Annotated in this window: 28 protein-coding genes; 6 read left to right on the forward strand and 22 right to left on the reverse strand. The window is 46.2% G+C overall.

What is annotated here, in order from left to right; genetic code table 11:
• The first annotated feature begins 79 nt into the window (after window positions 1-79).
• The 3 genes from B7X71_RS02860 to cobA are packed head-to-tail and all read left to right on the forward strand — an operon-like array spanning window position 80 to window position 3,265.
• Window positions 80-1,831, forward strand: coding sequence for a nitrite/sulfite reductase (locus tag B7X71_RS02860; RefSeq protein ID WP_293597901.1), 1,752 nt, complete (start codon window positions 80-82; stop codon window positions 1,829-1,831).
• 13 nt (window positions 1,832-1,844) lie between these two features.
• Complete coding sequence (locus B7X71_RS02865) at window positions 1,845-2,393, forward strand: DUF934 domain-containing protein (RefSeq protein ID WP_293597883.1); 549 nt, start codon at window positions 1,845-1,847, stop codon at window positions 2,391-2,393.
• A gap of 23 nt (window positions 2,394-2,416) precedes the next feature.
• Window positions 2,417-3,265, forward strand: coding sequence for a uroporphyrinogen-III C-methyltransferase (gene cobA, locus B7X71_RS02870; protein ID WP_293597884.1), 849 nt, complete (start codon window positions 2,417-2,419; stop codon window positions 3,263-3,265).
• On the opposite strand, the gene B7X71_RS02875 is transcribed toward cobA, so the two are convergent.
• The gene (locus tag B7X71_RS02875; protein ID WP_293597885.1) at window positions 3,188-3,550 is read right to left on the reverse strand and encodes a CbiX/SirB N-terminal domain-containing protein; all 363 of its coding nucleotides are present in this window, start codon (window positions 3,548-3,550) and stop codon (window positions 3,188-3,190) included. The genes cobA and B7X71_RS02875 overlap by 78 nt on opposite strands.
• Before the next feature lie 137 nt (window positions 3,551-3,687).
• Here B7X71_RS02875 and B7X71_RS02880 point away from each other — a divergent pair, with 137 nt between their 5' ends.
• Window positions 3,688-4,716 (forward strand): ionic transporter y4hA, encoded by a 1,029-nt coding sequence (locus B7X71_RS02880; RefSeq protein ID WP_293597886.1) that lies wholly within the window; start codon window positions 3,688-3,690, stop codon window positions 4,714-4,716.
• A gap of 75 nt (window positions 4,717-4,791) precedes the next feature.
• On the opposite strand, the gene B7X71_RS02885 is transcribed toward B7X71_RS02880, so the two are convergent.
• The 14 genes from B7X71_RS02885 to gspG all read right to left on the reverse strand — a co-directional run bounded on the left by B7X71_RS02885 (window position 4,792) and on the right by gspG (window position 17,972).
• Complete coding sequence (locus B7X71_RS02885) at window positions 4,792-5,646, reverse strand: peptidoglycan DD-metalloendopeptidase family protein (RefSeq protein ID WP_293600180.1); 855 nt, start codon at window positions 5,644-5,646, stop codon at window positions 4,792-4,794.
• 55 nt (window positions 5,647-5,701) lie between these two features.
• Window positions 5,702-6,922: a type II secretion system inner membrane protein GspF gene (gene gspF / locus B7X71_RS02890; RefSeq protein WP_293597888.1), complete on the reverse strand. Its 1,221-nt coding sequence runs from the start codon at window positions 6,920-6,922 to the stop codon at window positions 5,702-5,704.
• 6 nt (window positions 6,923-6,928) lie between these two features.
• Window positions 6,929-8,344: an ATPase, T2SS/T4P/T4SS family gene (locus B7X71_RS02895; RefSeq protein WP_293597889.1), complete on the reverse strand. Its 1,416-nt coding sequence runs from the start codon at window positions 8,342-8,344 to the stop codon at window positions 6,929-6,931.
• Window positions 8,344-10,617, reverse strand: a complete 2,274-nt coding sequence (gene gspD / locus B7X71_RS02900) for a type II secretion system secretin GspD (protein WP_293597890.1) — start codon at window positions 10,615-10,617, stop codon at window positions 8,344-8,346. Before gspD ends, B7X71_RS02895 begins: the two co-directional genes overlap by 1 nt.
• Window positions 10,618-10,635: 18 nt before the next feature.
• A complete protein-coding gene (gene gspN, locus B7X71_RS02905) occupies window positions 10,636-11,445 on the reverse strand; it encodes a type II secretion system protein N (RefSeq protein ID WP_293597891.1) in 810 nt (269 codons plus the stop codon).
• Window positions 11,442-12,167, reverse strand: coding sequence for a type II secretion system protein GspM (gspM, locus tag B7X71_RS02910; protein WP_293597892.1), 726 nt, complete (start codon window positions 12,165-12,167; stop codon window positions 11,442-11,444). The genes gspN and gspM overlap by 4 nt, the downstream gene beginning before the upstream one ends.
• On the reverse strand, window positions 12,167-13,564 hold the full coding sequence (locus B7X71_RS02915) for a type II secretion system protein GspL (RefSeq protein ID WP_293600181.1): 1,398 nt from the start codon (window positions 13,562-13,564) through the stop codon (window positions 12,167-12,169). Before B7X71_RS02915 ends, gspM begins: the two co-directional genes overlap by 1 nt.
• Complete coding sequence (gene gspK / locus B7X71_RS02920) at window positions 13,561-14,505, reverse strand: type II secretion system minor pseudopilin GspK (RefSeq protein WP_293597894.1); 945 nt, start codon at window positions 14,503-14,505, stop codon at window positions 13,561-13,563. The genes B7X71_RS02915 and gspK overlap by 4 nt, the downstream gene beginning before the upstream one ends.
• Entirely contained in the window at window positions 14,505-15,233 is a 729-nt protein-coding gene (locus tag B7X71_RS02925) for a prepilin-type N-terminal cleavage/methylation domain-containing protein (protein ID WP_293597895.1), read from the reverse strand. Before B7X71_RS02925 ends, gspK begins: the two co-directional genes overlap by 1 nt.
• Window positions 15,220-15,918 carry an RES family NAD+ phosphorylase gene (locus B7X71_RS02930; protein WP_293597896.1) on the reverse strand — a complete coding sequence of 233 codons (699 nt, stop codon included), beginning with the start codon at window positions 15,916-15,918 and terminating at the stop codon, window positions 15,220-15,222. The genes B7X71_RS02925 and B7X71_RS02930 overlap by 14 nt, the downstream gene beginning before the upstream one ends.
• A complete protein-coding gene (locus tag B7X71_RS02935) occupies window positions 15,918-16,373 on the reverse strand; it encodes an MbcA/ParS/Xre antitoxin family protein (protein WP_293597897.1) in 456 nt (151 codons plus the stop codon). The genes B7X71_RS02930 and B7X71_RS02935 overlap by 1 nt, the downstream gene beginning before the upstream one ends.
• Window positions 16,374-16,501: 128 nt before the next feature.
• Window positions 16,502-16,921, reverse strand: a complete 420-nt coding sequence (gene gspI, locus B7X71_RS02940) for a type II secretion system minor pseudopilin GspI (protein ID WP_293597898.1) — start codon at window positions 16,919-16,921, stop codon at window positions 16,502-16,504.
• Window positions 16,918-17,454 carry a prepilin-type N-terminal cleavage/methylation domain-containing protein gene (locus B7X71_RS02945; RefSeq protein ID WP_293597899.1) on the reverse strand — a complete coding sequence of 179 codons (537 nt, stop codon included), beginning with the start codon at window positions 17,452-17,454 and terminating at the stop codon, window positions 16,918-16,920. Before B7X71_RS02945 ends, gspI begins: the two co-directional genes overlap by 4 nt.
• Window positions 17,445-17,972: a type II secretion system major pseudopilin GspG gene (gene gspG, locus B7X71_RS02950; protein WP_293597900.1), complete on the reverse strand. Its 528-nt coding sequence runs from the start codon at window positions 17,970-17,972 to the stop codon at window positions 17,445-17,447. Before gspG ends, B7X71_RS02945 begins: the two co-directional genes overlap by 10 nt.
• A gap of 61 nt (window positions 17,973-18,033) precedes the next feature.
• Between gspG and B7X71_RS02955 the strand changes: the two genes are divergently transcribed.
• A complete protein-coding gene (locus B7X71_RS02955) occupies window positions 18,034-18,693 on the forward strand; it encodes a hypothetical protein (RefSeq protein ID WP_293600182.1) in 660 nt (219 codons plus the stop codon).
• Between the two features lie 413 nt (window positions 18,694-19,106).
• Window positions 19,107-20,189, forward strand: a complete 1,083-nt coding sequence (locus B7X71_RS02960; RefSeq protein ID WP_293600183.1) for a glycosyltransferase — start codon at window positions 19,107-19,109, stop codon at window positions 20,187-20,189.
• Between the two features lie 368 nt (window positions 20,190-20,557).
• Here the strand turns inward: B7X71_RS02960 and B7X71_RS02965 are convergent, their stop codons facing one another.
• From B7X71_RS02965 to B7X71_RS02995, 7 genes are all read right to left on the reverse strand, one after another.
• Window positions 20,558-20,737: a hypothetical protein gene (locus B7X71_RS02965; RefSeq protein ID WP_293600184.1), complete on the reverse strand. Its 180-nt coding sequence runs from the start codon at window positions 20,735-20,737 to the stop codon at window positions 20,558-20,560.
• Window positions 20,734-21,495, reverse strand: coding sequence for a Fic family protein (locus B7X71_RS02970; protein WP_293600185.1), 762 nt, complete (start codon window positions 21,493-21,495; stop codon window positions 20,734-20,736). The genes B7X71_RS02965 and B7X71_RS02970 overlap by 4 nt, the downstream gene beginning before the upstream one ends.
• A complete protein-coding gene (locus B7X71_RS02975; RefSeq protein ID WP_293600186.1) occupies window positions 21,488-21,991 on the reverse strand; it encodes a hypothetical protein in 504 nt (167 codons plus the stop codon). The genes B7X71_RS02970 and B7X71_RS02975 overlap by 8 nt, the downstream gene beginning before the upstream one ends.
• A gap of 116 nt (window positions 21,992-22,107) precedes the next feature.
• Complete coding sequence (locus B7X71_RS02980) at window positions 22,108-22,272, reverse strand: hypothetical protein (protein ID WP_293600187.1); 165 nt, start codon at window positions 22,270-22,272, stop codon at window positions 22,108-22,110.
• Between the two features lie 82 nt (window positions 22,273-22,354).
• On the reverse strand, window positions 22,355-22,723 hold the full coding sequence (locus B7X71_RS02985; protein WP_293600188.1) for a hypothetical protein: 369 nt from the start codon (window positions 22,721-22,723) through the stop codon (window positions 22,355-22,357).
• 513 nt (window positions 22,724-23,236) lie between these two features.
• On the reverse strand, window positions 23,237-24,079 hold the full coding sequence (locus B7X71_RS02990; RefSeq protein WP_293599635.1) for a hypothetical protein: 843 nt from the start codon (window positions 24,077-24,079) through the stop codon (window positions 23,237-23,239).
• 127 nt (window positions 24,080-24,206) lie between these two features.
• Window positions 24,207-24,344, reverse strand: a complete 138-nt coding sequence (locus tag B7X71_RS02995) for a hypothetical protein (protein ID WP_293599636.1) — start codon at window positions 24,342-24,344, stop codon at window positions 24,207-24,209.
• Between the last annotated feature and the right edge of the window lie 276 nt (window positions 24,345-24,620).

The following is a 24,620-nucleotide window of genomic DNA, read 5'->3' on the forward strand; positions in this document are numbered from 1 at the left end:
GCTTTATATATATATTGATATATAGATTCAATATTTAAGTATTTGTGGTTATGGACATAGCCCCAGACAATATGGGTCTATGTACAAATATGACCATATTGACCAAGCCCTTGTAGATCAACGGGTTATCCAGTTTCGAGACCAGGTTGAGCGACGCCTGAACGGCACTTTAGCCGAAGAAGAATTTCGCCCTCTCCGTCTACAGAATGGCCTCTACCATCAGCGCCATGCCTATATGCTGCGTGTTGCTATTCCTTATGGATTATTGAGTGCTAAACAGCTTCGAACCCTAGCCTTCATTGCTGATAAATACGATCGTGGTTACGGACACTTCACAACCCGTCAAAACATTCAGTTGAACTGGGTAGAACTAGAGCAGACGCCGGACATCTTGGCAGAATTAGCCAAAGTAGAGATGCATGCCATTCAGACTTCAGGCAACTGTATTCGGAACATCACAAGTGATGCCTTTGCAGGTGTTGCTGCTGATGAATATATTGACCCAAGACCCATTTGCGAGTTACTCCGCCAATGGTCAACATTACATCCTGAGTTTGCTCATCTACCGCGCAAATTTAAGTTTGCAATTAATGGCGCTAAAGAAGATCGCACCGTATTACTTTGTCATGACGTGGGCATTGAGCTCCAGAAAAATCCCGACATCAACAATGGTGAGTTGACAGCAAACATCTATGCCGGCGGTGGCATGGGTCGTACACCTATACTGGGATCATTGATTAAGCAAGGGCTGCCTTGGCAACTTCTGCCAAGTTACCTGACCGCCCTATTACGCGTGTATAACCGCTTTGGCAGAAGAGATAATCTCTACAAAGCCCGCATCAAGATTTTAGTAAAGGCATTAGGCCCAGAAGAATTCGCACGCCAAGTAGAAGGTGAATGGGCGCAACTGCATAACGATGCTAAGCAGAGTAAAGATAACTTTACGCAAGCTGAGTGGGAGCGTGTCGCTAAGCACTTTACCAAGCCAAGCTACAAAACTCTTCCGGAATTAAGCAATGAACAATTACTGTCTCATGCTGAATCTAGATTAGATGCCAATGAGAGGATTGCCTTTACTCGCTGGCTAGAGCGCAACGTAAAGCCACATCAAGTTTCTGGCTATGCCTCAGTTATTCTGTCGCTTAAGCCGCATGGCACTGCCGCTCCTGGCGACGCCACTAGCGCGCAAATGAATGCCATTGCGGATTTAGCAGATCAATATAGTTTTGGTGAATTGCGTGTGACCCATGAACAAAACTTAGTTTTGGCTGATGTTGAACAAGCGGAGTTATTGAATCTTTGGCGCGCCGCTAAAAACTATAATTTAGTGCTACCTAATATTGGCTTGCTGACCGATATCATTGCCTGTCCTGGTGGCGACTTCTGCTCACTCGCTAACGCTAAATCACTACCAATTGCTAAAGCGATTCAGGAGCGATTTGATGATTTAGATTACCTATTTGATTTAGGTGATATCAGTTTAAATATTTCCGGATGCATTAACTCTTGTGGCCATCATCACGTTGGCAATATTGGCGTACTGGGTGTCGATAAAGATGGTGAAGAGTGCTACCAAATAACCCTGGGCGGAGAGCAAGGTAATAATGCCTCGATTGGTAAAGTAATTGGTCCTTCTTTCTACGCCAATGAAATCCCTGATGTCATGACTAGCATCATTAATACCTATGTCGAGCAACGTACAACTGATGAGCCATTTATTGAGACCTATCGTCGCCTTGGTGTAACACCCTTTAAAGAGGCCGCATACAAGAACGCATTCAATAAAAATGATAAATACTCTAAAGAATATAACAAGGTTGTAATTGCCTAATCCGGGAAAGATCATGAACAAGCACATCATTTATTTCCCTAAAGACGGAAACCCTACAGTAATCGCTAATGACTGGCAGGTCTGGGATGGCGAGCGTGATGAAGGCGGTATTCCTGACTTAGAGCATGGATTACATAAGGTATTGGTGCCCTTTCATTGGTGGATCACTCATCATAAGAACGCCGACATCAGCACACGCACAAATAAGCGTGAGATTGGCGTATGGTTTGCCGCCGATGATGACATCCTCAAACATGCTGACATCATTGAGGAAGGTAAAAAACTCTGGCCAGTTGTAGCTGCTCACTTTCCCATCTTCAGAGATGGCAGAAGTTTTAGCACTGCAGCCCTACTTAGAGATCGCTTTGAATGGCAGGGTGAATTGAGGGCAATCGGGGATGTATTGATTGATCAACTATTACAAGCTGCGCGAGTAGGCTTTGATGCTTTTGAACTACGCCCAGATCAAAACTTAGATATTGGACTCAAACAGTTTGATCTCTTTAGCGTGACGACACAAAACAGCTGGCGTGATCAACGCAGCACTCAAGAAGTCAACTAAGATAGATTCGGTATAGATAAATCATGGGCAATCTAAACAAACTCGGTAAAGTGTATTTAGTGGGCGCGGGTCCCGGGGCAGTTGATCTCATTACTGTGCGTGGCGCTAATCTGCTGGCAAAGGCAGATATTGTTTTTCATGATGCCTTGGTAGATCCAGCCATGCTGGAGTTCTGTCCTCAAGCCATTAAAGTACCAGTAGGTAAACGTTGCGGCAAGCTTTCTTCTGCGCAGCACTTTATTAACAAACGCCTCGTTGATGCCGCACAAAAATATCAAATCATCCTGCGCCTGAAAGGTGGCGATCCCATGATGTTTGGGCGCGCCGATGAAGAAATACAAGCGCTCAAACAAGCGGGCATAGAAGTAGAAGTAGTACCAGGTATCACTGCGGCATTAGCGGGTGCAGCAGCTATTCAGCAATCGCTGACATTGCGGGGGGTCTCTCGTAGCGTTGCTTTTGTTACATTGGCACAAGGCGCTGAGAATCTCAGCGATAACAGAGGTCAGCAGCCAATTCAAAATCCACAAGCTGATACCTTGGTGTATTACATGGGCCGCAAGGACGCAGCCAATATTGCGCAAGGATTAATACAAGAAAGCCCAGATAAGACAGCTGATACTCCGGTACATATTCTGGAAGCAGTCAGCACTCAGAATGAGCGTCACTGGTCTACCACCCTGGGAGAGCTAGCCAAGGGCAAAGCGAATGATTGGTTTGATAGTACCTCGCCTGCACTGATTATGGTGGGCGAAGCCTTAAGAGAAAAACAAACCATCAATCAAACTACAGACTTACAGAGCTCTAGCGCTAAATTCGATGATGGCTTGCAAGACGGCCTCATCTTCACCGACAGCAGGCGTAGCGCTTAATTTCATTGCCGGGAATTTATCCTGACAAGCGGATAGCAGGACGGGGAAATCATTGCGTAAATGACCACCTTGCCCAAAAAAGACTGGCACTATCACGATCTCAGTAACGCCAGTACCCCCTAAGGAAGAGATTGCCTGCTCCAAATTCGGCTCCATCATCTCTAAAAAAGCTAGCTCCACCGCAGTATCTGGGTACTGCACCTTCCATAGTAGTGCCAAGCGATCAAATGGTTCACGCCAACGAACATCGCGAGCGCCATGTCCAAATAAAATTATTGCCTTCATATCAATCTTTATAAATGTTGAGCAAGCTTGCTAAATGAGCCATATAAATTATCTTAAAATAGGCCCACTCCTCTCGCCCGTATAGAATTTATCTATATTAACGAGCATTTGCATTTTTCACCGTAAAGATTACTTTCATGGACTTCTTAGCCCCACTCCTGAATCAAACTTGGTTTATTGCTTTGATGGGGATCACGCTTATTAGCGCGGTTTTATCTGCCGTCCACCATGCTGAGGTTATCGCGCATAAAACTGGAGAGCCCTATGGAACATTAGTGCTGGCGATTAGCGTTACTATTATTGAAGTATCACTCATTATCACCATGATGTTAGCGGGCCACGAGGGCTCAGAATTTATTGCGCGTGATGCAGTCTTCGCCACAGTCATGATTGTTATAAATGGTGTAATTGGTTTATGTATTTTCATGGGTGGAATTAAGCACCATGAGATGTCCTTTCGTAACGAAGGTACCAACTCTGCATTGGCAGTCTTAACTGCCTTAGCGACCTTCATTTTGGTCATGCCAATGGTGACGGTAAGCACCCCGGGGCCTGATTTTACAAAGAGTCAGCTTGCATTTGCGGGCATTGCCTCTTTCGCCCTATACGGTGCCTTTATATTTTTCCAGACTGTTAGCCATCGCGATTATTACCTGCCAAAAGAAACGGCTATGAAAACCAATAGCGACGTTCATGCAGATAAGCCTAGTAATCTTAAAACTGTATCAAGTCTATTTTTACTTTTGATTTCTTTAGCAATAGTTGTTGGCCTAGCGGAGGGGCTCAATCCCGTAATAGAGGCCGGCGTTAAAGCGGCTGGAGCCCCAAAAACTGTGATTGGTATTGCGATTGCAATGCTCGTACTTTTACCTGAAGGCTATGCAGCCGTAAGAGCTGCGCGAGCTAATCGCTTGCAAAGCAGTCTGAATTTAGCATTGGGTTCCGCCCTTGCAAGTATTGGGCTAACTATTCCCACTGTCGCTGCATTTGCCATCTTGTTTGATTTACCACTCAGCCTAGGAATTAGCTCACTGAATATGACGCTGATGTATCTCTCCTTCTTTATTGGAGCACTGACCTTAGCAATCGGCAGGACTACCCTGCTTCAAGGAGTAGTCCATCTGATTATTTTCTTTGAGTATTTATTTTTGAGCTTAGTGCCTTAAGAGGGATATGAGATTCAAAATCCAATGCCTAGTTAAATTGCAATAAACCGACTAATTAACTAAGACTTCAGAAGATTAGTTTCTAGCTATAGATTGATCGTTTCTAAGAACCTCATAGTGCAAATGGGGTCCGGTAGAGCGGCCAGTAGAGCCTACCTTTGCGATCGCTTGCGCCTGCTTCACAAAGTCACCCGGTTTTACCAAAAGCTCTTGCGCATGCGCATAGCGAGTAACTACTGCATTTTTATGCTGCACATCAACTACGTAGCCATACTCTTCATCCCAGGCCGCACGAATGACGGTGCCGTCCGCAGTGGCCAGGATTGGTGTGCCATAAGCCGCAGGAAAGTCTGTTCCTTCATGCCAAGCTACCTTACCAGTAAAAGGGTCTGCTCGATAACCAAGGCCACTTGAAGCCTGCGGCATCAAGGACAAGGGGGATGCTGTCGGAATTGAATTTGCCACATCCCAGGTATGGGTAAGCGATTTTTGCATTTCTTGAACGCGTGTACTGAAGGCAATGGAATCCTGAACCGTACGATCCAAGCGTGCGCCATATTGCTCATCTTGATTGCCTAGATTAATCGTCACGTTAGAGGGTTTTAATGGGCCGCCCTGGGCATTACCAAAATCAGCATTACTCAGATTGACTGCGCTAACTTGACCATTGGAACGCATTAACTGAGTTCGCAATGCATCCAACTGATCCAGATTACGCTGAGCATCCTCTAGGCGGGCTTGCAGCTCCATCAACTTCGTCTCATAGTCATCTTCAGAGTTGGCAGAAAAACGTTTCTCTAAAAGCTCTTTCTTCTCCATTGCATGAAGCAGGTCTTTGGTTTCATTATTTACTGAACTGACCATCCAGTTAGCGCCACACAATAAGGCAAGAACAGTTGCTCCACCAAAAACCAGGTGACGTGCTGTCAATGTGATTTCTCTTACACGGCTATGTGGACCGGTCATGATTAGTATTTGCATTTGTTTACCTCACCCCTGAATTCATTTCCAATATTGGTTGCATCACTGCCATCACAATTCCTAAAACCATTAAGCCCATTAATAGAATTAATAAAGGCTCTAATAAACTGGTGAATATTTTTGTTTTTTGTTCAGACTCAAGCTCAGCATTTTCTGCGCCATATTTCAGCATCTCAGCCAACTTTCCGGAAGCTTCCCCAGAGCGTATCAGGTGAATCAAGATCGGTGAAAACACACCCTGGCTACCTAACGCCCTAGCCAAGCTTGTACCCTCACGCAGACGCCCCTCAGTTGAATCAATCGCTGCACGCAATACCGTGTTATTTAAAGTATCTCGCGCACTATGTAATGCGGTCAATATAGGTACATTAGCTGCGACCAGCATGGCCATCGTATTAGCAAAACGCGCGGTCTCAAAACCTAATAGCAGTGGACCAATCAAGGGGAAGTTGAGTAGTACGCGATCGACCTTGAGGCGAAACTCTGGATTGGCCAAAGCGCGCCGAGCATAAAAGACTGCGCCAACCATCGCGATGACTAGTAGCCAACCCCAATTCATCAAGAACTCTGAAAGTGCCAAGATGAAGCGAGTTGAAAATGGCAGCGCCTGCTTGGTATTCTGAAATACTCTCGCAATTTGGGGTACGACGTAAGTCATCAGGAATAACACGATCATGAAGGCAACGCCAGTCAACATGGCTGGATACGCTAGCGCGCCCAAAGCCTTATTCTTCAGAGCTTGTCGCTTCTCTAAAAACTCAGCCAATTGAGTCAAGACCTGACCCATCTTGCCTGACTGTTCTGCTGCACCCACTACCCCTTGATATAAAGGATCAAATGAAAGGGGTTGTGTGGCAATCGCTTTTGATAGTGGCAAACCCGCGCGTAACTCAGCGACTACTGCCTGCAGTACTGCTTTCACATGAGCTTGACTACTTTCTTCGGCAAGCACAGATAAAGTTTCATCAATTTGTACGCCTGATCTCACCAAAATTGCTACCTGCTTGGTAATTAATGTCAGATCAGCTCGGCTTAGAGGCTTGTTCTCTGAAAACCATTTGTTCCAGAACCGTTGCTTGCCCCACTCCGTTTCGAGTTCAATAGAAACCGGCACTAACTGTTTGGCCATCAGGGCCTGGCGTACTGCACGCACACTCTCACCATCGACGCTGCCACGCTCGCTCTTGCCAGCATAAGTCAGAGCTTCAAAGCGATAGCGTGCCATAGATTTTTAGTCCAATTCCACTGAACCGGTAACCCGGAGAATTTCTTCAGGCGTGGTCTTGCCTTGCGCAACCCAGCGCTTACCGTCATCAGCCAAAGTGCGCATGCCACCAAGCAGTGCCTGTTTACGAATATCACTTTCAGAAGCTTGTTGGTGTACGAGCTCACGAATCTTTTCATTGGTAGTCATGAGCTCATAAATACCAGCGCGCCCACTATATCCAGAGTCGCCGCACACAGCGCAGCCCTTACCGCCACAAGCAGCACAGGAGAGACGAATCAAGCGTTGTCCCAATACACCCAGTAAAGTCGAAGAGAGTAGGAAGGGTTCGATTCCCATATCGATCAAACGCGTTACTGCAGAAGGCGCATCGTTGGTATGCAAGGTAGCTAAGACCAAATGTCCAGTCAATGAAGCTTGTACTGCAATCTGCGCTGTCTCTAAGTCACGGATCTCACCAATCATCACAATGTCCGGATCCTGACGCAAGATCGCGCGTAGCGCTCTGGCAAAGTTCATATCAATACGAGAGTTCACCTGGGTCTGGCCGATACCGTCGAGGTTGTACTCAATCGGATCTTCCACCGTCATGATGTTGTTGATCTTGTTACGCAGGCGCAATAGAGCGCCATATAAAGTGGTGGTTTTACCGCTACCAGTTGGACCCGTTACCAACACAATCCCGTGCGGACGATGTATGAGTTGATCAAACTGAGTGAAGGTATCTTCAGCCATGCCTAGAGCACGCAAATCGAGGCGGTCATAGTTTTTTTCTAGTAAACGCAACACCACGCGCTCGCCATGCGAAGTGGGTAATGTAGAAACGCGCACATCGATGGCACGGCCACCCACACGAAGGGAGATGCGGCCATCTTGTGGCATACGCTTTTCTGCAATGTCCAAAGATGCCATGATTTTGATGCGAGATACCAGAGCAGCATGAAGATCACGTCGCATATCCACGATATCGCGTAAGTTACCGTCCACCCGAAACCGCACTAGTGATTTACGCTCAAATGCTTCCAAATGAATATCAGATGCACCATCTCGACTAGCCTGCTTCAGTAGACTATTGATCATGCGGATTACCGGAGCATCGTCATTCATCTCCAATAAATCCTCAGAGACCGGCATCTCCTGTAAGAGGCGAGAAAGATCCACTGCCTCCTCTACTTCATCCACCACCTGAGAGGCATTGAGATCGCCTTCAGCATAGGCAGCATTGAGCGCTTCCAATACCTGCTCACTGGTTTGCTCGACTCGATGAATTGGCCCCACGAGACGGCAAACTTCCTGCACAACCGATAGATCGGTATTAGCACTATGAATTAATGTCGGTACCCCTTCTGGATCCTCGCTCTTTTTTAAGAGGATCTCATTCGCCTTTGCATAAGCAAAGGGGATGCGAGGAAGTCGCGACATTATTGAATCGTGATTGGAATCGGCGCTACTAAATCTGGCGCATTAGAAGGGCGCACTGGAATTGGCTTAGTCAATCCAGAAGACGGTAGGTTATTAGGTGTCGGATCTACCGGCTTGCCCGGTGGTATCAGTGGTGACTCTAAATCAGAGATCTGCGATAAGTCTTCTTTAGGCAAGAGCATAGGAGCCTGCTTAAATTGATCTTCTGTTTTTTGCACTAAGTTCAAGCGATTCGTAGTGATATCTGCTGTTTGATCCTTATCACGCAAGATGTAAGGACGAATAAATACCAACAGATTGGTTTTGGTGCGGGTCTTGGCATCCGAGCGGAAGAGCGCGCCAATCCAGGGAATATCTTTTAAGAATGGAATACCGCTTGAGCCATCGTTATATTTATCTTCGATCAGGCCGCCCAAGACAATAATCTGACCATCATCGACCAAGACATTGGATTCGATATTGCGCTTATTCAAAATAATGCCGGAGGCAAAACTCTGGTTATAAATAGAGGAGACTTCCTGGTAAATCTGCATCTTCACAACGCCGTTATCGGATACTTGTGGGCGCACACGCAAAGTTAAACCGACGTCTTGACGGGTATAGGTCTGAAATGGAGTCACCGTACTGGTCGAGCCAGTTTGAGCATAAGAGCCCGTAATGATTGGTACGTTCTGACCCACCACAATACGAGCCTCTTCGTTATCCAAGGTAATGAGGTTTGGTGTCGACAGAATATTGGTGCCTTGCGTTGTTGCCAAAGCAGTTAACAAGGCAGACATTCCATAAGTGCCATTGAATTTGGTCAACATACCCAAGTTCAATCCAGGCGCCGGCGGAATAGGGACACCAGATGGATTACCAGGATTGAGAATATTGTTTACATTCGAGCCTAGGCCCAGAATATTTGATCCTGTTTGTCCCGCAGCATTCGTAAAGTTAGTGCCGCCAAAGCCCACGTTCTGATTGCCTGAACCGACTAGACCTTGCCACTGAATACCCAACTCCTCTGCATTGGTAGAGCTCACCTCAGCAATGAGGGATTCAATATAAACCTGTGTACGACGGCGATCTAATTGCTCAATGACATGGCGTAGATTGCGATACAAAGGCTCACTGGCAGTAATAATGATGGAGTTGGTTGCTGGCTCTGCCTGAATAATGCCGCCGGTTGTAGGATTACTGGAGCTGGTTAATGCTGAGGTTGCCGCACTAGAACCCATTGCACCTGGCGCAGTATTTTGTTGATTAGCCTGCGGCTGATTTAAGTTGGCAGCAGGATTAGCGGATCCCGGTTGGCCAGGAGCGCTACCCACTTGCGCAGATAAGCTTGCATCTGCTGCAACGATCGCACGCAAAGTGACCGCTAATTTAGTTGCTTCGGCATTTTTCAGCGGTACTACCCAAATGTTTCCGTTGTTTGCAGTTGGCACATCTAAGCGTGCAACCAATATCCGAATCTGCCGAATACGCTCAGCACTTGCACCGCGCACCAAAATCGAATTACTTCTGGGCTCAGCCAAAATCATCGTCTTCAGTGATGGATCAGCACCACCAGTGGTAGCGGTATCGAGCACCTTACTTAAAATCGTCGCCATATCGGTAGCGATCGCATATTGCAATTTAATACTTTGCACATCACTTGATGTCGGCGCATCAATCGATTCAATTAACTTCGAAATACGCTGGATATTGCTGGCGTAATCGGTGATCACAATCGTGTTGTTGCCAGGGTAGGCATTGATTGTATTGTTAGGCGACACCAAGGGGCGCAATACAGGCAATAGATTGTTGGCAGACTCAAAGTTGAGCCTAAAGACGCGCGTAATAATTTGATCACCGTCCTGCTTACCTTTGCCGGTCGTTACTGAATTACTAATCAACTTGGCATCCGCTGCAGCAACCACGCGGTATACACCACTCACATCAACCAATGCAAAACCAGAAGTACGCAATGCAGTTGAAAAAGCATCTAATGCTTTGGACTTGGTGAGAGGCTTATTGCTAATCAGGTTAATCGTGCCCTTCACTTTAGGGTCGACCAAAATAGTTTGGCCCGTTGCCTTTGCTAAGACGTTGGCTACGGATTCAATATCAGCGTTTGAGAATGACAAAGTCACACTACCTTCATCGGGCACTGCGATATTCGATTGCGGAGAATTGAATTGTGCGTATGCTAAGGGCAGGAGCATGCTTTCACCGGCGACGCAGACCACCACGAGCTGCACTAAACGCCTCTGAAAATTCTTTTGAAGATGACTCAACACTGTTTGCATACCTATTTTCTAAAGAACTTAAAACTTCAAGCGATACGCATCGCCTTCTTTTTTACCCAACAAAGACAATAAACCGATTAATGATTCTTGCGCTTCGGGAGAGGCGGAGGCCTCACCTGAAAAATACATTCCAGATTGCTTAGCCGCCCCACCCTGTCCCTTTAATAACAGTGGGCCACTTGTAGTGGACAAAGTCCAAGTCAGGCCGTCTGGAGCGATATTGGCGGCAATTTCATAACTACCCAATGGCTTTACAGGGCTAATGGGACTACTCAAGTTACTGATGATAATTCGAATTACACCCGAAGAATCCACTCCAGCACCCTCAGAGTCCCCCATGGTCGCCATATTCAGATCAGTCCAGCGGGCACCCAATCCACCCCGCGGTCGTAAAGTGCTCCACGGATTACCTAAACCCTCCAAAACATTGGCAGGAAGCTTAATTTCATTTGCCGCTATGGACACCTGGCCTAGGCGCCACCCAATCTGCTGCGCTTGCTCTAATGCCGCAAACTGAATTTCTGACTGGCAAGTCAATGAGACGAGCTTACAGGAGGTCTCCCAGTGGAAACGTTCGGTAACGGACATAGGCTCCCTGCATCCACCCTCAGAAGCATTGGGCTCTGAAAACGCTAGTGCGGCACTTCCCTGCCAAATCGTACCGATAGGCTGTTCCAGCATTACCCTGCAAGCAGTCTGGGATGCCAAGGCACCGCCAACCCAAGCAACTGGCATTTGACGAATCACGACCCAGGCACACGCCAATACCAGTACCACCCAGATCCATTTAGGTAGGCGCTGGCGTGTCAGATCTAATCGGAGCTTCATTGTCTTGCTCCCACACCAGGCTGAGAGCTAAATTGCAATAAGGTAGCGCTGACGTTAACCACCCCAGGACCAGCTGCAGAAACCACATTCATTTGTGTTGGATAGAGGCGCCAAGTACTGCGTAATTCGTCTAATACATCTAATACAACTGAGAACATTGCATCGCTGACCTGAATTTCCAGGCGCGGGGGGTTGTCGGTTGTCAATCGAAGCACGGCAGGCTTGAGGCCACGAGCAGTCAAAACACTTCTGACCTTTTGCAGCTCCATCTCATCTAGCGGTGTCACGGTAGACGCGATGGAAAGAGATGATGCAGGGTTAGCCTTAGAAAGCTTGATTAAGCTCTGAAGTTGCGACCACTGTGCAGGACGCATCATCAATTGAGATTCGATTTGAGCTTCATAGGGTGCCAGCACAAACCGATGCAGCAGCAATGCCATCACTAGACCTAATAGGACTAAAAATAGATAACGTTGACGCACTGCAAATGTCTTCAAGACACCCAGAATAGGATTCAGATCCCAGCGCTGTTTGGATTTCAGAAGGCCGCCAGTCATATCAGATGGAACAGAAATCTGCGAGAGTGTTTCCTTGAGGCCTTTTGCTTTTGCGCCTAAATTCTTCAGGTCATGCAAAGAGTAATCTTTAGTGCAAAGCTCCTTGAAGCGCTTGAGTGCGGCTAGCAACTTTTCTTGCAGAGTTTGTTGAGAGGATCGATTCATCAAGAACCCCCGCCTGAACCGACCGCATCCGATAAACCCGCATAGGGCTCTAAGCGATAGCGGTTCACTTCTAAAGACTTCACCATCAGGCCAAGCATTCTGGCTTGCTCAAGCACTTGAGCTGAGCTTTGCTTTACTGCACCGGGCTTGAATTCAAAATTCATGCCATAACCATCGTATTCAATAGACTGCAAGACATCTGCTCCAAAGCTGGCTTTTAATTGCTGCAGCTTGGCTGCCATCGAAGCAAAATCAGCATCTGTCACAGCACCTTGGCGACGTTGCTCGCGAGTCACCTGTTCAATAAATGCTCCCAGTACAGCACTTGCAGTAGGGTTGGGATTACTTTTGGTCAAATCAGCAACAGAGGCTGAAGTCAGCGATTGAGCAGCGAGCAATTCCATGCGCTTGGTCCAGCGCCAGTCATCAATTGCCAGCCAAGTTAAATGCAATCCAAATCCTAGGATCATCGTAGCAAGAGTGATAGTTAGCCATTGCCGAGGGCGGCGCCATAGGACGGGATCCGCCCAAGACATGGCCGATGCATCACCCTCTGCGCCTGCCGAAGCTTGGCGTCCCAGCATTCCAGAAATCTGCGCAAGATTAAAGAGACTCGATTTACCGCTCTGCTTTCTAAAGCTATTGGGTAATAAATTGAGGGCAAAGTTTGCTGATTTACTGCTAGCATTCACTTTAATAAATGCTTGTGCGCTGGGCGCCAACCAATCCCAAGCAATTTCTACTGCATGATCTGGCCCCAAGCTACTTGGCAACTGAACGCCTTGCTCCAGATTTTCCCGCTCAATCCAGCCCACCCCCAGTTGCTCACCAGTGCGCCTACTCAGAATGACATTACCGTCGTCTCGCATAAAGCTGGTTGATGGTGCCACCGAAGAGTCGCCACTGGCCACTAAATCCAAAACCAAACAGTCCGGAATTAAGCGCACTCGAGGACAAAGCAAGCCTTCTAACTGCTTAGTGAGCCAGGCATACCAAGCGCGATCAATCAGCGCTAAAGTTCTTTGTAAAGCGGGCTTGCCGGGTACCGGTGGAAAAGCCTGAACGGCAAGTGCCTCAGCACCACCTAATAAATATTCCTCCACTAAATTCGGAAGAATTTGCTGTAATTTTTTGGCGTTTGCGAGTGGTACTTTTGCTTCAATCAAACGTACATCAAGGGTGGGCATCAAGACTAGGGCTTGATCTGCATAGGGCATGGAGTCAGTAGTTCCAGTGCCGGTGCCGGTAACAACAACAGCGCCTTCAGCAAATTCACCATCCTCTACCAAGCACCACTCAAAACGCTCGGCACATGCCAAATCCTGCCAGTCGCTTGCGGAACTGGCAGTACTGCCATTCAATGGCTTAAGAGGTGCGCGTACGATTAATAAACTCATTCGATTGCTGTTTTGCCAGTGCGACTCCAAATGACCTGCGTTAAATTCCCACTAGGTAATGGAATTTGAGAGCGCTGGATTAAAGCAGAGCTCACAAATATACCCCTTCCGAGGTGAATTTCTGTGCGTCCCAGCCAAAATTGTGAGCGCACATCCACCAGGGTGGCATCGATGGTGACGCCTTGGGCAAGGCCCATCCTATTTAACAGCCCAGTCATTTCATCCAAACTCTTCATTGGGCTAGTGGAGCGCTGTTGGACAAAACTGGCTGCGGCAGACCTGCTAAGCCCAGAAAGTGCCGCCATAAGCACCTCAGGAGGAGCTGTATTAATGTTAACTGTTGTTAATACTGGCAAGATGGCTACAAAAGGTCTTATTTTCTCCAAAATCATTGGATTGTATGCAGGCAGACTTAACAGTCCATCTAGGTCATATAAAGGCATATCTGCCTGAAGGACACCCTGGGCTGTGAGCTGAGCTAAACCACGATCAAGCCCAACCGCTTCCAATAAGCGTCCGTACTCTTGAACCCCAGCGGCATTCACCCCCTTGAAATCCTTGTCCCATAAATTATTCAAATTGAACTGACTTTGCGCATCGGTCAGTTGTCCACGCAGGGTCACGGCAGCAATCTCATCCGGAACATCGGCATTCTTTAAAAAGTCAGCTACCTTACCGTCCGCTAATGGCAGCGCCCAGGTTTCGCCCAAGTGGTCATATTGTGTGCTGCGTTGATCCTCAACTAAGACCAAGCGTGCAAAGTCAATTGCAGCGCGTTGCAACCACCGCACCTGAACCAGATCACGTGCATTTTCAAGAGAGCGTATCTGAATTTGTTGACGCCACATTAGTCCAGCCAACATCACCGCAGCAACGCCCACCACAATTAAGGCGGTGACTGTTGCGGAGCCCTGTTCATTCTTAGAAGACGGTCGCATCATCACAATGCTCCCCCCATCAAACAAGACCGACTGATGGGCAATGCCTGATCTTTAATCCACCATTGCATCGTGACCCCCTGGGGGTCGGGATAGACGTTGCTAATTGGGGTATTGCCGGCAGTTGGACTGGCTATGCCTATGCCTATGCCTATACCGGCACCAGTTCCGCTAGCACTAATACCGTTTCCACCTGCACCACTAATCACCGAAGTCTGCACCTGAAAGGCTTGCCGCACAATCATCGGCACTTCAACACTGACCAATAATTCAGTAGAAATTAAATCAGGGTCCCGACTAATGCTAGCCCACAAAGTTCCAGCATCACTTCTGCGCAGCAATGGTCTACTGGTTAAACGCTGTAGGCCCGCAGGCGCCATGCCATAACCTACAATCATCCAAGCATCTTGGTTGTCGGCACGATAGCGTCGTACCCACCAAATATTTTTTGCACCAGCAGCTAGACTAGAAATGGCTGATGCGTTTCCAGCAGAAAACAAAGGTGCAATCTCATCGCGGCGCAAACTCTCTTGGCAATCGCGCTCGAACTGGTTGACCAGCTGAAAATAGCTAGCATCTAGATTGGCGCGGCGATCAATGGTCTCGCGCCCCCGAATCATGGCATCCATGCCACGCCATGCCATTAAACCCACTATTGCCATGATGACTAAAGCCACGATCATCTCGATCAGTGCAAAGCCCTGCTCTTGTGGATGATTATTGTTTTCCATCACCTATCTTGATTATTTCTGGATCTTCACTTCCCGACCATGACAATTCAAACCGCTCTGTTTTGCGAACATCCCCAACAAGGGCGGGCCTGAAGCAGGCGAGATTAGTCCCGCCAATCTTACGAACGCTAGGGTAAATAATTCCCAGGGAGCCATCCTCTAACAACTGGTCAGCTAGGAGTTGTGAGTCTTGGTAGCTGTGCGAATCTAAATACTGCTCCCGAGCATCCCAGCGCCTGATGTCATGAAACTCACAGGCAAAATCAGCTAGGTAAAGTTGATAAGTCACGCTATCGTGAAAGTAATTAATTTCTGCGTATTCAACTGTCTTATGAAATACCACTTCAGCTAAGGCGGTATTCAACTCAAAGGAGCAATACCAAGCCCCTCTATCTGGTCCATTGAATCGACTACCTTCTGGTCTTGGATAAGCGAAAGCAGCGTTGATCACTCGAAAATTGGGAATTCCAAAAACAAGCTCGTCAACTCCAATTCCCGGCAAGCGGTCAGATTCTGCTAGCAGTCTTTGATTCGTTGCATTGTCCAACTCAAAAAGATCCTTTAAGTGATCCTCATTGTCAGCAATGGGAGTTAAAACCGAATCTTCGTCCTCAGCAAACCTCGATGGAATGAGGCGGTGCAAATCATATTGCCGAAGTAAGGTTCTTGGAATGTCTGTCAGCATCAAATCCCACCGCGCCTTGCATCAAGCAATGCTCTAACGGATTGCATTGCCACAATGCCACCTGACTCCATCAATGCCAATGGAGAGGCGCCCTTAAATAGACGATGTTGATTTGGCATCTTCACCCAAGCGTCAGCCAATGTGTCGCCGTGCAAGATATGAAGCGCCTTATAAATACCAATCAGATAAGAAATACGCGTTAGTCGATCTACATCTAAAGTCTTGTTGGGATTTTTTTTGAGCTCATAAAAACTACTACTTGGAAGACCGCCGAGCAGTTCACGGGCATCTTCATCTTTAATTTGCCATTGGTTGACGATATTAAAAAAGGCCTTGGTAGCAGAAGAGGATAGGCGTGCTCTCTCTTCGACGGAATTGAGGTTAATCACTATCGCCGGCTCAAAGCGACTTTTGGGGTAGGTATATGTATAGGCTGAGTTCATGGCTAGGTTCATAGCTTGATTGATGAATTAATAAGATTACTTTATATATGGAGTAATATTAATCCATAATTGGATCTATGGATATCATCTCCACTTACCCCGCAATAATCCCGGCTTATTTTGAAGATGGCAACAGGGCATCACATCACCCTACCAGTTGGATTGGGAATAACGGTGGTGAGCCAGGCTAAGCGAGGACCACTAGCGATATCAGCACTACCTGGGCTAGCCAGATAGACGGTTACTTCAACCCTTCTAAAGCCGGGGTTGGGAGTATCTAGAACCTTACGCTGGCAAACAAAAATGTAAGTAGCTTGGGGACAGCTCACAGTGGTCGTACCCATTTCTGGCCACGCTCGATTCATGCGCAAACCCATCAACAGGTTATCGGCACTCCATAAGGCCATGGTTCGCTGTGAGATTGCCAGTTGCGTATCAGCGCCTTGAGCAATAGCGCGCATACCCGCCATCAGCGCAATACTTAATACCGCTAAACCCACTAAGACTTCAATGAGTGCAAATCCTTTTTGATTGCTACACAATGGACTCATGGGACTCATGGTGCAGTGCTCGCAATCCAACTAAAGCGTCCATTATTTTTACGCGACAAAATAGCCTGACGGTTTTCTTGTTTAATCGGAATTTGCATCGCTTGCGTAATCTGCTCACCACCCAATGTGATTTGCAAAGGAGCCATCTCTACCGGCTTATGCCAGGCTTGAGGGCGGTACACATCCGGCATTAAGCCACTCGTACTGGTGATGGGTATGCCTGCAGCGGAAGCAGAAGCAGAAACATTGGTGCCGGGCGAGAAAAATCGCCACCCAGCAGAATCAACCTGAGCCACAATGGGCATACCGGACATGGCACTTTCTTCTTGCGCCATATTGAGCGAGCCCACCAATTGATCAAGATTGTCTTGCCAGTAACGATTGTCATGATTGGGTATAGCTAAGACTGCTACACCCATCACGATGGCAAAAATAGCTAAGGCTACTAAGATTTCAATGAGAGTAAAGCCCGCTTCTCCAGCAGAATTTTTGGTCTTTACCAAAAACTTTCTAAAAAAGGTATTGGTGATGCTTACTGCCAATTGCCTAAGTCCGCATCACTTCCCGTACCGCCCGCTTTGCCATCCGCACCAAAGCTAAAGACATCAATCTCGCTCTTGGTACCAGGATTGGTGTATTGGTATGGATTGCCCCAAGGGTCCTTTGGTAAAGAATCTAAATATCCGCCGGCTTTCCAGTTCTGTGGCACAGGTTCTGAAGTCGGTTTTTCTACTAAGGCTTTAATTCCTTGCTCGGTAGTAGGATAGCGTCCTACATCCAAACGATAGAGTTTGAGAGACTGCACAATCGTGCCGACATCATGCTTTGCTGCAGTAGCTCGGGCTTCATCTGGGCGCCCCATGATCTTCGGAACGATCAAGGTAGCCAAGATACCGATAATAGCAATCACCACCATAATCTCAATCAGAGTAAAGCCAGCCTCTCCAGCACAAGAGGTTCTTGCCGGGCGCTGTAATTTGCTTTGCGCGAAGAGCGAGCGAAAACGCAAATTGAGCCATTGAGAAGGAGATTTTTGGCCTAGCCAGCGAGAAATAAACATAGCGCTTTCAATGATTTAAACTGAATTGGATTAATCCAAATTTTATAGGTATTTTGTTACTTTGAGCGAATTTCTCCAACGAATACAGGAACGGCTAAAAGCCAAGAGAAATGCCCACCAGCAGGCATCTGACTCATCGTCTATCAATACTCAACCGAGAAAAATTCACAGTGCGCTAACGCACATTAAGCAAGTATTTAATAGCAATCAAAATAGCAATCAAAGCAGTAAACATTCTGCAGGACATGGTCTTTCCTCCACCCTCAATCTCGCCTTTAAACCGACCACTCTGAGCAATGCATTAAGTTATGTATTGATGTTGCTTGCCGGCTTATGCCTCACTTACTGGCTTATGCAGATTGCGCAAATTCCGGCACCACCAAGTCAGCCGGCTACCGGCATCAATAAAGGTGTCACGCTATATACCAATCAAGATGGCGCAAATGCCTATGGACTCTTTGGCAGCAAGCCCCTAGTTACAGACAATATCTTTTTGCGCGGTGTAGTGGTGACTTCAAAAAACAAAGATGGAGCCTTAGATGGTTTTGCTATCTTCGAAATCGATGGAAAACCCACCAATGCCATTAGTGTTGGTGAATCCCTTGGCAAAGGCCTAAGCCTACAAAGCATTGGTGATGAATCTGCCACCCTACTCTACCAAGGGCAAAAGATGGAATTCAAACTCAGCAAGCCTGGCAAAGGGAAAGCCAAGTCAAGGTAAAGCAGAGCGAACATCCAGATGGTAACTGAGGTGCGGGGCTTTAGTGTCGTTTGAATACGCTTGAATACGCTGGTTTACTTCTGTGCAATGGTGATCGAATCCACGGAGCTCTTTGTCTACAAGCAAAATGTTCAGTGTTAAGAGGCGAGCAAGGCGAAATGCAGCAGTTGTCCCCATCAAAATCCTGGGCAACTATAAGGCCGCAAATAATGGCAAGAATCAATCCGAACTAAAAAACATTAATTATGGTTTTTAGCAAAATAAGGGAATATAGCTAGATCAGCCAATTTCAGGTGTTTTGAGCACTATTTTATAGAGAGAAAGTGTGCCAAAGGCTTAAAACTGGGGCCTAGGCAAGCCAAACTTTAGCATCTACTTTCCCCCTAAATACTTTTGGAATTTATAATCAAAGCATGACTGGTCTGTTAGCCGCCTTCTTTACCTCCTTTATCGTAACTTTGTTGATTATTCGTTATCAGCATTTACACAATCATCTTTCGGCTGACTCAGATCTGTCGGGCCCCCAAAAGTTTCACACTATTTCCGTACCCCGCATTGGGGGCATCAGCATTGCCGCTGGCATTTTTGCTGCAACTCTTTTTCGCCTCCAAACCAATGCGGGTACCAGCATTGAAACTACTCTCCTGGTTTGTGCAATCCCCACCTTTGCCATCGGCTTAACAGAGGATCTCACTAAAAAAGTAGGCATCAAAACTCGACTTCTCTTTACTGCTATTGCAGCAGCAATGGCTTGCATCTATTTAGACGCGCAAATTACCCGGCTAGATGTTCCTGGCGTAGATTACGTATTGGCATTGCCAGGAATTGGACTCATTTTTACCATCTTCGCCATTACCGGCCTGGCCAATGCTTACAACATCATTGATGGCTTTAATGGGCTCTCGAGCATGGTGGGAGTTATTACCTTGATGGGCCTCACTTATGTGAGCTATGTATTGGGTGATCCGCTGATGATGTACTTAAGCCTCATCATGGCAGGTGCCATTCTGGGATTTTTCTTGTGGAACTATCCACGAGGATTGATCTTTCTTGGGGATGGTGGCGCCTATCTTATTGGCTTTTGGATTGCAGTCATTACCGTCATGCTGGTAGCACGACATCCCAATGTTTCTCCTTGGTTTGCATTGCTAATTAATGCTTACCCAATTTTAGAGACGCTGTTTACCATCTACAGAAGAAAAATACATCAAGGGAAAAGTCCTGGCTTACCTGATGGCATTCACTTTCATACGCTGATTTTCAGGCGCATTCTGAACCCCGTATCCAGAGCCCATATGGGGGATATATTTACAGCCAATGCGAAGACATCACCCTATCTTTGGGTATTGACTGCCATGGCTATCGTACCGGCTATTTTGTGGTGGAACTCCACACCCATTTTGATTGCTTGCTCAATTCTCTTTACGACAAGTTATGTCTGGCTATACAAAAGGATTGTGACGTTCAAGAAGCCAAGCTGGATGCAACCATACTAATCAGAGTAGGTAGCAAACCGAATAGAAGGCAAAAAAGGGAAGAAGATAACCACCAAGAAACATGTTCTTACTTAAAGAATTTGAGAACACTCAAAATCTGCCACACAAAAATGAAGACAATAAATGTAGCGACCACAATAAGACTCAACTCAATCTTAAAGAGTCGTGATCTTTTGTGAATGTATTCAATTGAGAGCATCGTATCCTTTGGGTAGGCCAAAGATAAAGAGTAAGCAGCCAGCTAAAGAAAAGCTATCGGAGGGGCTATAAAAGATAGAAGGTAATTTCTGACGGAAGAATGTTAATACCCCATAGCGAGCCTATGCTTGAAGCTAATTGCAGTTACCGAGTTTTGAAACAAGTTTTTTTCAGGCGCCGCGGCCCTTTCCAGCTCCACCCGAAAGGGCGACATCCTTCTCTTGAGGGCCTTCAAATGTGATGGTTTCGGACCTGGAAATTGGCTCTCCACTATCTGCCTTTTGCGCCACTTTTCGTGCGCGCTCAAAAAATCCCTTAACTACACCAGTACGAATAATCACTTTCGTCATTTCAAACCTTTCGTTAATGCACTTACATTTTTCTCTGCGAGCTTATAGCCACGTCGATGTTCAAAAGCCTGATAACTCTGGGCCACTTTTGGATCGGCATACTGCGCCGAAGAATCTGCGCCTACATTGACTCCATCAAGGCCCGGCAGAATTGATATTGATTCCAACCAATGATCCCGAACAATCTTCTCCCCAATAAATGGGAGTAGATACTGATCCAAAGCGCCGGCATGCGGATCTTCAATCTCACGGGTCAACGCTTCTAAATACGCAGTCTTGTCAGTACCAACCCAATCAATGGACATGTTCGCACGAAAACATAACTCAGCATGAACAAGAAGCATGGCACGCCCATTCCCATCTAAAAATGGGTGGCCATACGCAAACATCCCCATAATAAATCCTGGTCTCACTGCCATTTGCTTTTTGTCCTGGGCAATTGAAAGCCCTTCCTCAATCGCGCGCTGACAATCTTTGGGGTGGCAAAAATACACCTCACCCTTGCTGATGGATCTATCCGGTAACACCATATTTCGATCTTCACCCGCCCACGGATAAAGGGCCGAGAAGAGGATGCGGTGAACCTCCAAAAAATTGGAGTACTCAATTCTTTTGCATTGTGCTAAAAAATCTAAAGCAGTGGGCAATTGAGCGCGGAATATTTCGTGCTCCGCAATTTTGATAATTTCTAAATCTTTCTCGCTAGCAGTATTGCGAAGATAACCACTCGAGGCATAATCGCCAAATGGATCAAACACGCTTGAGGTCTTTATGGTGCTTGATAACTAAAGCGAGCATATCTTTGGGTGTCATTTTTCCTAAGCGCGTCAGGGCAACTAATAAATCATCGGTGGAATCACTCCTCACCTCATCTCCGGCTAACTTCGTAACTGAACTCGCCCAACGATCTGCGTAGATTGGATTAAATCCAACGCCCTCACTTTTTGCCAAGTCTCTGACGTACAGAGCCGTTGGGGTCAAACGAGTGCGTTTCCTACGTTGTACAAATTGATCATGTGCATTCTTTACTCTTAAGGCGGCGCTTTCCAGCAAAGCTTCCTTGCCTAATTGGACTACCTTAGCGGGCTTGGCATAAACACCGCGATCCAGCTTTTCAATGAGGCCACCATCAACCAGAGAACGCAGTGCAGCAGAAACCTGGCTAGGGCTACCAAACGGCTTAGCATCCAGGCGCAACAAAAGCCCATCTCGACGCGGGCGAAGGGATTGCAAGATACGGCCTTTGATGTCCATCTGGTTATTATAATTTAGATATGAATATCTAGCAATATCAATTACTTAATGAATTTATATATGCCGGTTTATCGTCCAAAATTAACACCCAATACTGCTCATAGCAAGCCTAAGGCTTAATGCCAATTCTGATTTAGCAAGTCTTGAAGCATGGTTTTTCCAAGAGGAATATCCCCCATACATAAAGCAAAGAGGGCCTCTTGAAGCAAGGCTAGTCTGAAAGCAGGATCGCGCTCGATTCTTAAACAGACTGTTTCTTTAAATAATTTAGTTGATGGCATGTTTTGCTACGCTTTCTATCAAATTCTTGGGCGAATAAACACCATTCCACCTAATAAAAAAGCCCCTGATGGGGCTTTAACTTTATGCAGCCTTGGCTGCCTTTTCTTTTTTGGGAGAATTTTGATCATCCTTTGATTTTGATCTTGCTAAGCTTTGTTTTTCCAAAGCCTCAAGCGCCACCATCTTCAGTTCGCCATCGACAAACCGCTTCAATGCCTCCCGCATTAAAGGCTGATAGCCCATTTGGTATTTTCCGGCCAAAAGTTTGAACATATCAATCAACTCTTTATCCAAGCGAATGGAGATCATTTGCAAGCCAAGCGCATCATCAATTTCAGATGCTAATTTGCTTGGGGCCACCCTTACATGCTCTAGACTTTGTCCAAGCTCACCACTCTCCCATGCTTCGGGAGTATTTGCAATTTCCTTTGCAAGCTGTTTGGAGTTCATTTGCTTCCTCTTTTATGAAATAAATATACTATATAGTGTTTATTTAGAGTTATTGTATATACTCAATTCTACTTCATTGGGTGGATAAGCAGTTTTCAAGTAGACATGCCCATCTTTAAAAACACAAGCCACCTTCAACCTAACAGATTGGTGATTTTCAGATATGAACCAATAGGTTGGCGGGTTTGTTTTATTTTTCGTTCTGTCATCTTCGATGTATTTTGACTCGAAATGATTCAAAAAGCACTCCTCAACGTCAACCCTTCTAAGCTGATGCTTTTCCCAAATATGATCTAAAACTGACTGACTTGTTATTAAATTTTTCATTTGTAGCCCAATGAAGTTGTATATACAAATTATACATTATATTTGAAAATTGAGCAATACAAACCAGCAAAAAATAGGGTTAAACACTCACAATTAACCACCCGATATATGGCATTAGCAAGCGCAAGGCCACCACTACTCCACAGCCCACCCCTCTCCAAATGAGAATGAGTTTGTTTTGTAAAACTACGCTGGCGCACTTTCAATCATTCCCATATCCAGCATTTGCCGCTCACTACGCCAGGCTTCATGACGACGGTACTCTGCCAACAGTTTTGAGAATGAACGCCGTAAATCATCAAATGCCCTACTAGTGCCGGCGTTTTCCATAAAGGCCATGAGCCGACGATTACGCACTGCCTCATACTCCTTGAGGATCGCATCGCGGTGCGCACCTAACCACTGATTTTGACGCATATCTTTAATTGCAATCTCCAGCATCTCTTGAGTTGAGGTATTTTCACTAAGCCCCAAGTTAAAACTTCGTGGATAAACACTCAACAGTTGATAGCTGGGAGTCAACTCATAATCGGGATATTTCAGATTTAACAGCGTATCCAAGATAGGGATTGTTGTTGCTAACGCGCTAATCTCCTCATCGCTGAGCTGATACTCCTGAAATTCGATTGCATTTTGAAGTGCACCCTCTAGTTCTGCTAGATATTCATCAGTCAGTAAATGAACTATATGAACCATGCTTGCGACTTCATTGCGCCAAAGGTATTTAGTACCAACCGCCTCTTCCTCCTGTAAGGGTGCATTCAAAAGCTCAGTCAATACTTTATTCTCAATGCGCTCAAGTCTCATACGCTTCCACACCACGACTGCCATGTCCCGAACTAACTGACTTGCAACAATATCTTGTGGCCTAAAGTCATTGATAAAACGCTGATGATGCACCTCGAAATCAGCGAGGCTCTCGTTCGGGAGCACAATGTCGCGCGCATACACCCCGCTCTTTAATGCGTTTTGTGAAACGACCTTTTTACCTTTTTCAGTTCTGGGGCCGGTTGATTTGTTGATTGCCATATACACACCCAATATGAATGCTTAACGCAGTCATATCCTTGCCTAGTTTTTATTAATTACGCTAATGATGTCTTTCCAATAAAACTGAGCAATTAAGGCAACCAGATTGCTCTGGTTGCCAACCTAGTTACTTCTTAGGTTTTGCTTGCTTTACAACAGTCTGCTTATAGGTCGTGCCAGGATTTTTTTGTACAGTTTTTTGACTGACAAACTGACCTGTTACCGCACTTTTATTCACAGTCGTTGCAACTTTTTTGGTAGCCACAATGCGCTCCTTAAAAAGGGTTTTTCATTGCAAGACCCTTTACCAAATACTTTTGGTTTAGACTGGGCGTACCTTGTTAAGCTTGCTTAGTCTAGGGGGCGATGTTAGTTACAGCTAACATCGCTTTTTTCTTGCGCCTCCAGGCCCTAAATCCACAAAAAACACTACATCTAGTGAATTACCTGCCTGATAACGCTAATTGTAGGAAATTAAATTGAAATTGGTAAGACTTATTTATGAAAATAATAATTTTTTTAAATAAGTGTTATGCAGCCT

The sequence above is a fragment of the Polynucleobacter sp. 39-46-10 genome, from assembly GCF_002282275.1.

Bases quoted from the DNA above. Each gene is read 5' to 3' on its own strand.
- B7X71_RS02860 (WP_293597901.1), top strand. From the start codon at position 80: ATGTACAAATATGACCATATTGACCAAGCCCTTGTAGATCAACGGGTT.
- B7X71_RS02865 (WP_293597883.1), top strand. From the start codon at position 1,845: ATGAACAAGCACATCATTTATTTCCCTAAAGACGGAAACCCTACAGTA.
- cobA (WP_293597884.1), top strand. From the start codon at position 2,417: ATGGGCAATCTAAACAAACTCGGTAAAGTGTATTTAGTGGGCGCGGGT.
- B7X71_RS02875 (WP_293597885.1), bottom strand. From the start codon at position 3,550: ATGAAGGCAATAATTTTATTTGGACATGGCGCTCGCGATGTTCGTTGG.
- B7X71_RS02880 (WP_293597886.1), top strand. From the start codon at position 3,688: ATGGACTTCTTAGCCCCACTCCTGAATCAAACTTGGTTTATTGCTTTG.
- gspF (WP_293597888.1), bottom strand. From the start codon at position 6,922: ATGGCACGCTATCGCTTTGAAGCTCTGACTTATGCTGGCAAGAGCGAG.
- B7X71_RS02895 (WP_293597889.1), bottom strand. From the start codon at position 8,344: ATGTCGCGACTTCCTCGCATCCCCTTTGCTTATGCAAAGGCGAATGAG.
- gspD (WP_293597890.1), bottom strand. From the start codon at position 10,617: ATGCAAACAGTGTTGAGTCATCTTCAAAAGAATTTTCAGAGGCGTTTA.
- gspN (WP_293597891.1), bottom strand. From the start codon at position 11,445: ATGAAGCTCCGATTAGATCTGACACGCCAGCGCCTACCTAAATGGATC.
- gspM (WP_293597892.1), bottom strand. From the start codon at position 12,167: ATGAATCGATCCTCTCAACAAACTCTGCAAGAAAAGTTGCTAGCCGCA.
- B7X71_RS02915 (WP_293600181.1), bottom strand. From the start codon at position 13,564: ATGAGTTTATTAATCGTACGCGCACCTCTTAAGCCATTGAATGGCAGT.
- gspK (WP_293597894.1), bottom strand. From the start codon at position 14,505: ATGATGCGACCGTCTTCTAAGAATGAACAGGGCTCCGCAACAGTCACC.
- B7X71_RS02925 (WP_293597895.1), bottom strand. From the start codon at position 15,233: ATGGAAAACAATAATCATCCACAAGAGCAGGGCTTTGCACTGATCGAG.
- B7X71_RS02930 (WP_293597896.1), bottom strand. From the start codon at position 15,918: ATGCTGACAGACATTCCAAGAACCTTACTTCGGCAATATGATTTGCAC.
- B7X71_RS02935 (WP_293597897.1), bottom strand. From the start codon at position 16,373: ATGAACCTAGCCATGAACTCAGCCTATACATATACCTACCCCAAAAGT.
- gspI (WP_293597898.1), bottom strand. From the start codon at position 16,921: ATGAGTCCCATGAGTCCATTGTGTAGCAATCAAAAAGGATTTGCACTC.
- gspG (WP_293597900.1), bottom strand. From the start codon at position 17,972: ATGTTTATTTCTCGCTGGCTAGGCCAAAAATCTCCTTCTCAATGGCTC.
- B7X71_RS02960 (WP_293600183.1), top strand. From the start codon at position 19,107: ATGACTGGTCTGTTAGCCGCCTTCTTTACCTCCTTTATCGTAACTTTG.
- B7X71_RS02965 (WP_293600184.1), bottom strand. From the start codon at position 20,737: ATGACGAAAGTGATTATTCGTACTGGTGTAGTTAAGGGATTTTTTGAG.
- B7X71_RS02975 (WP_293600186.1), bottom strand. From the start codon at position 21,991: ATGGACATCAAAGGCCGTATCTTGCAATCCCTTCGCCCGCGTCGAGAT.
- B7X71_RS02980 (WP_293600187.1), bottom strand. From the start codon at position 22,272: ATGCCATCAACTAAATTATTTAAAGAAACAGTCTGTTTAAGAATCGAG.
- B7X71_RS02985 (WP_293600188.1), bottom strand. From the start codon at position 22,723: ATGAACTCCAAACAGCTTGCAAAGGAAATTGCAAATACTCCCGAAGCA.
- B7X71_RS02990 (WP_293599635.1), bottom strand. From the start codon at position 24,079: ATGGCAATCAACAAATCAACCGGCCCCAGAACTGAAAAAGGTAAAAAG.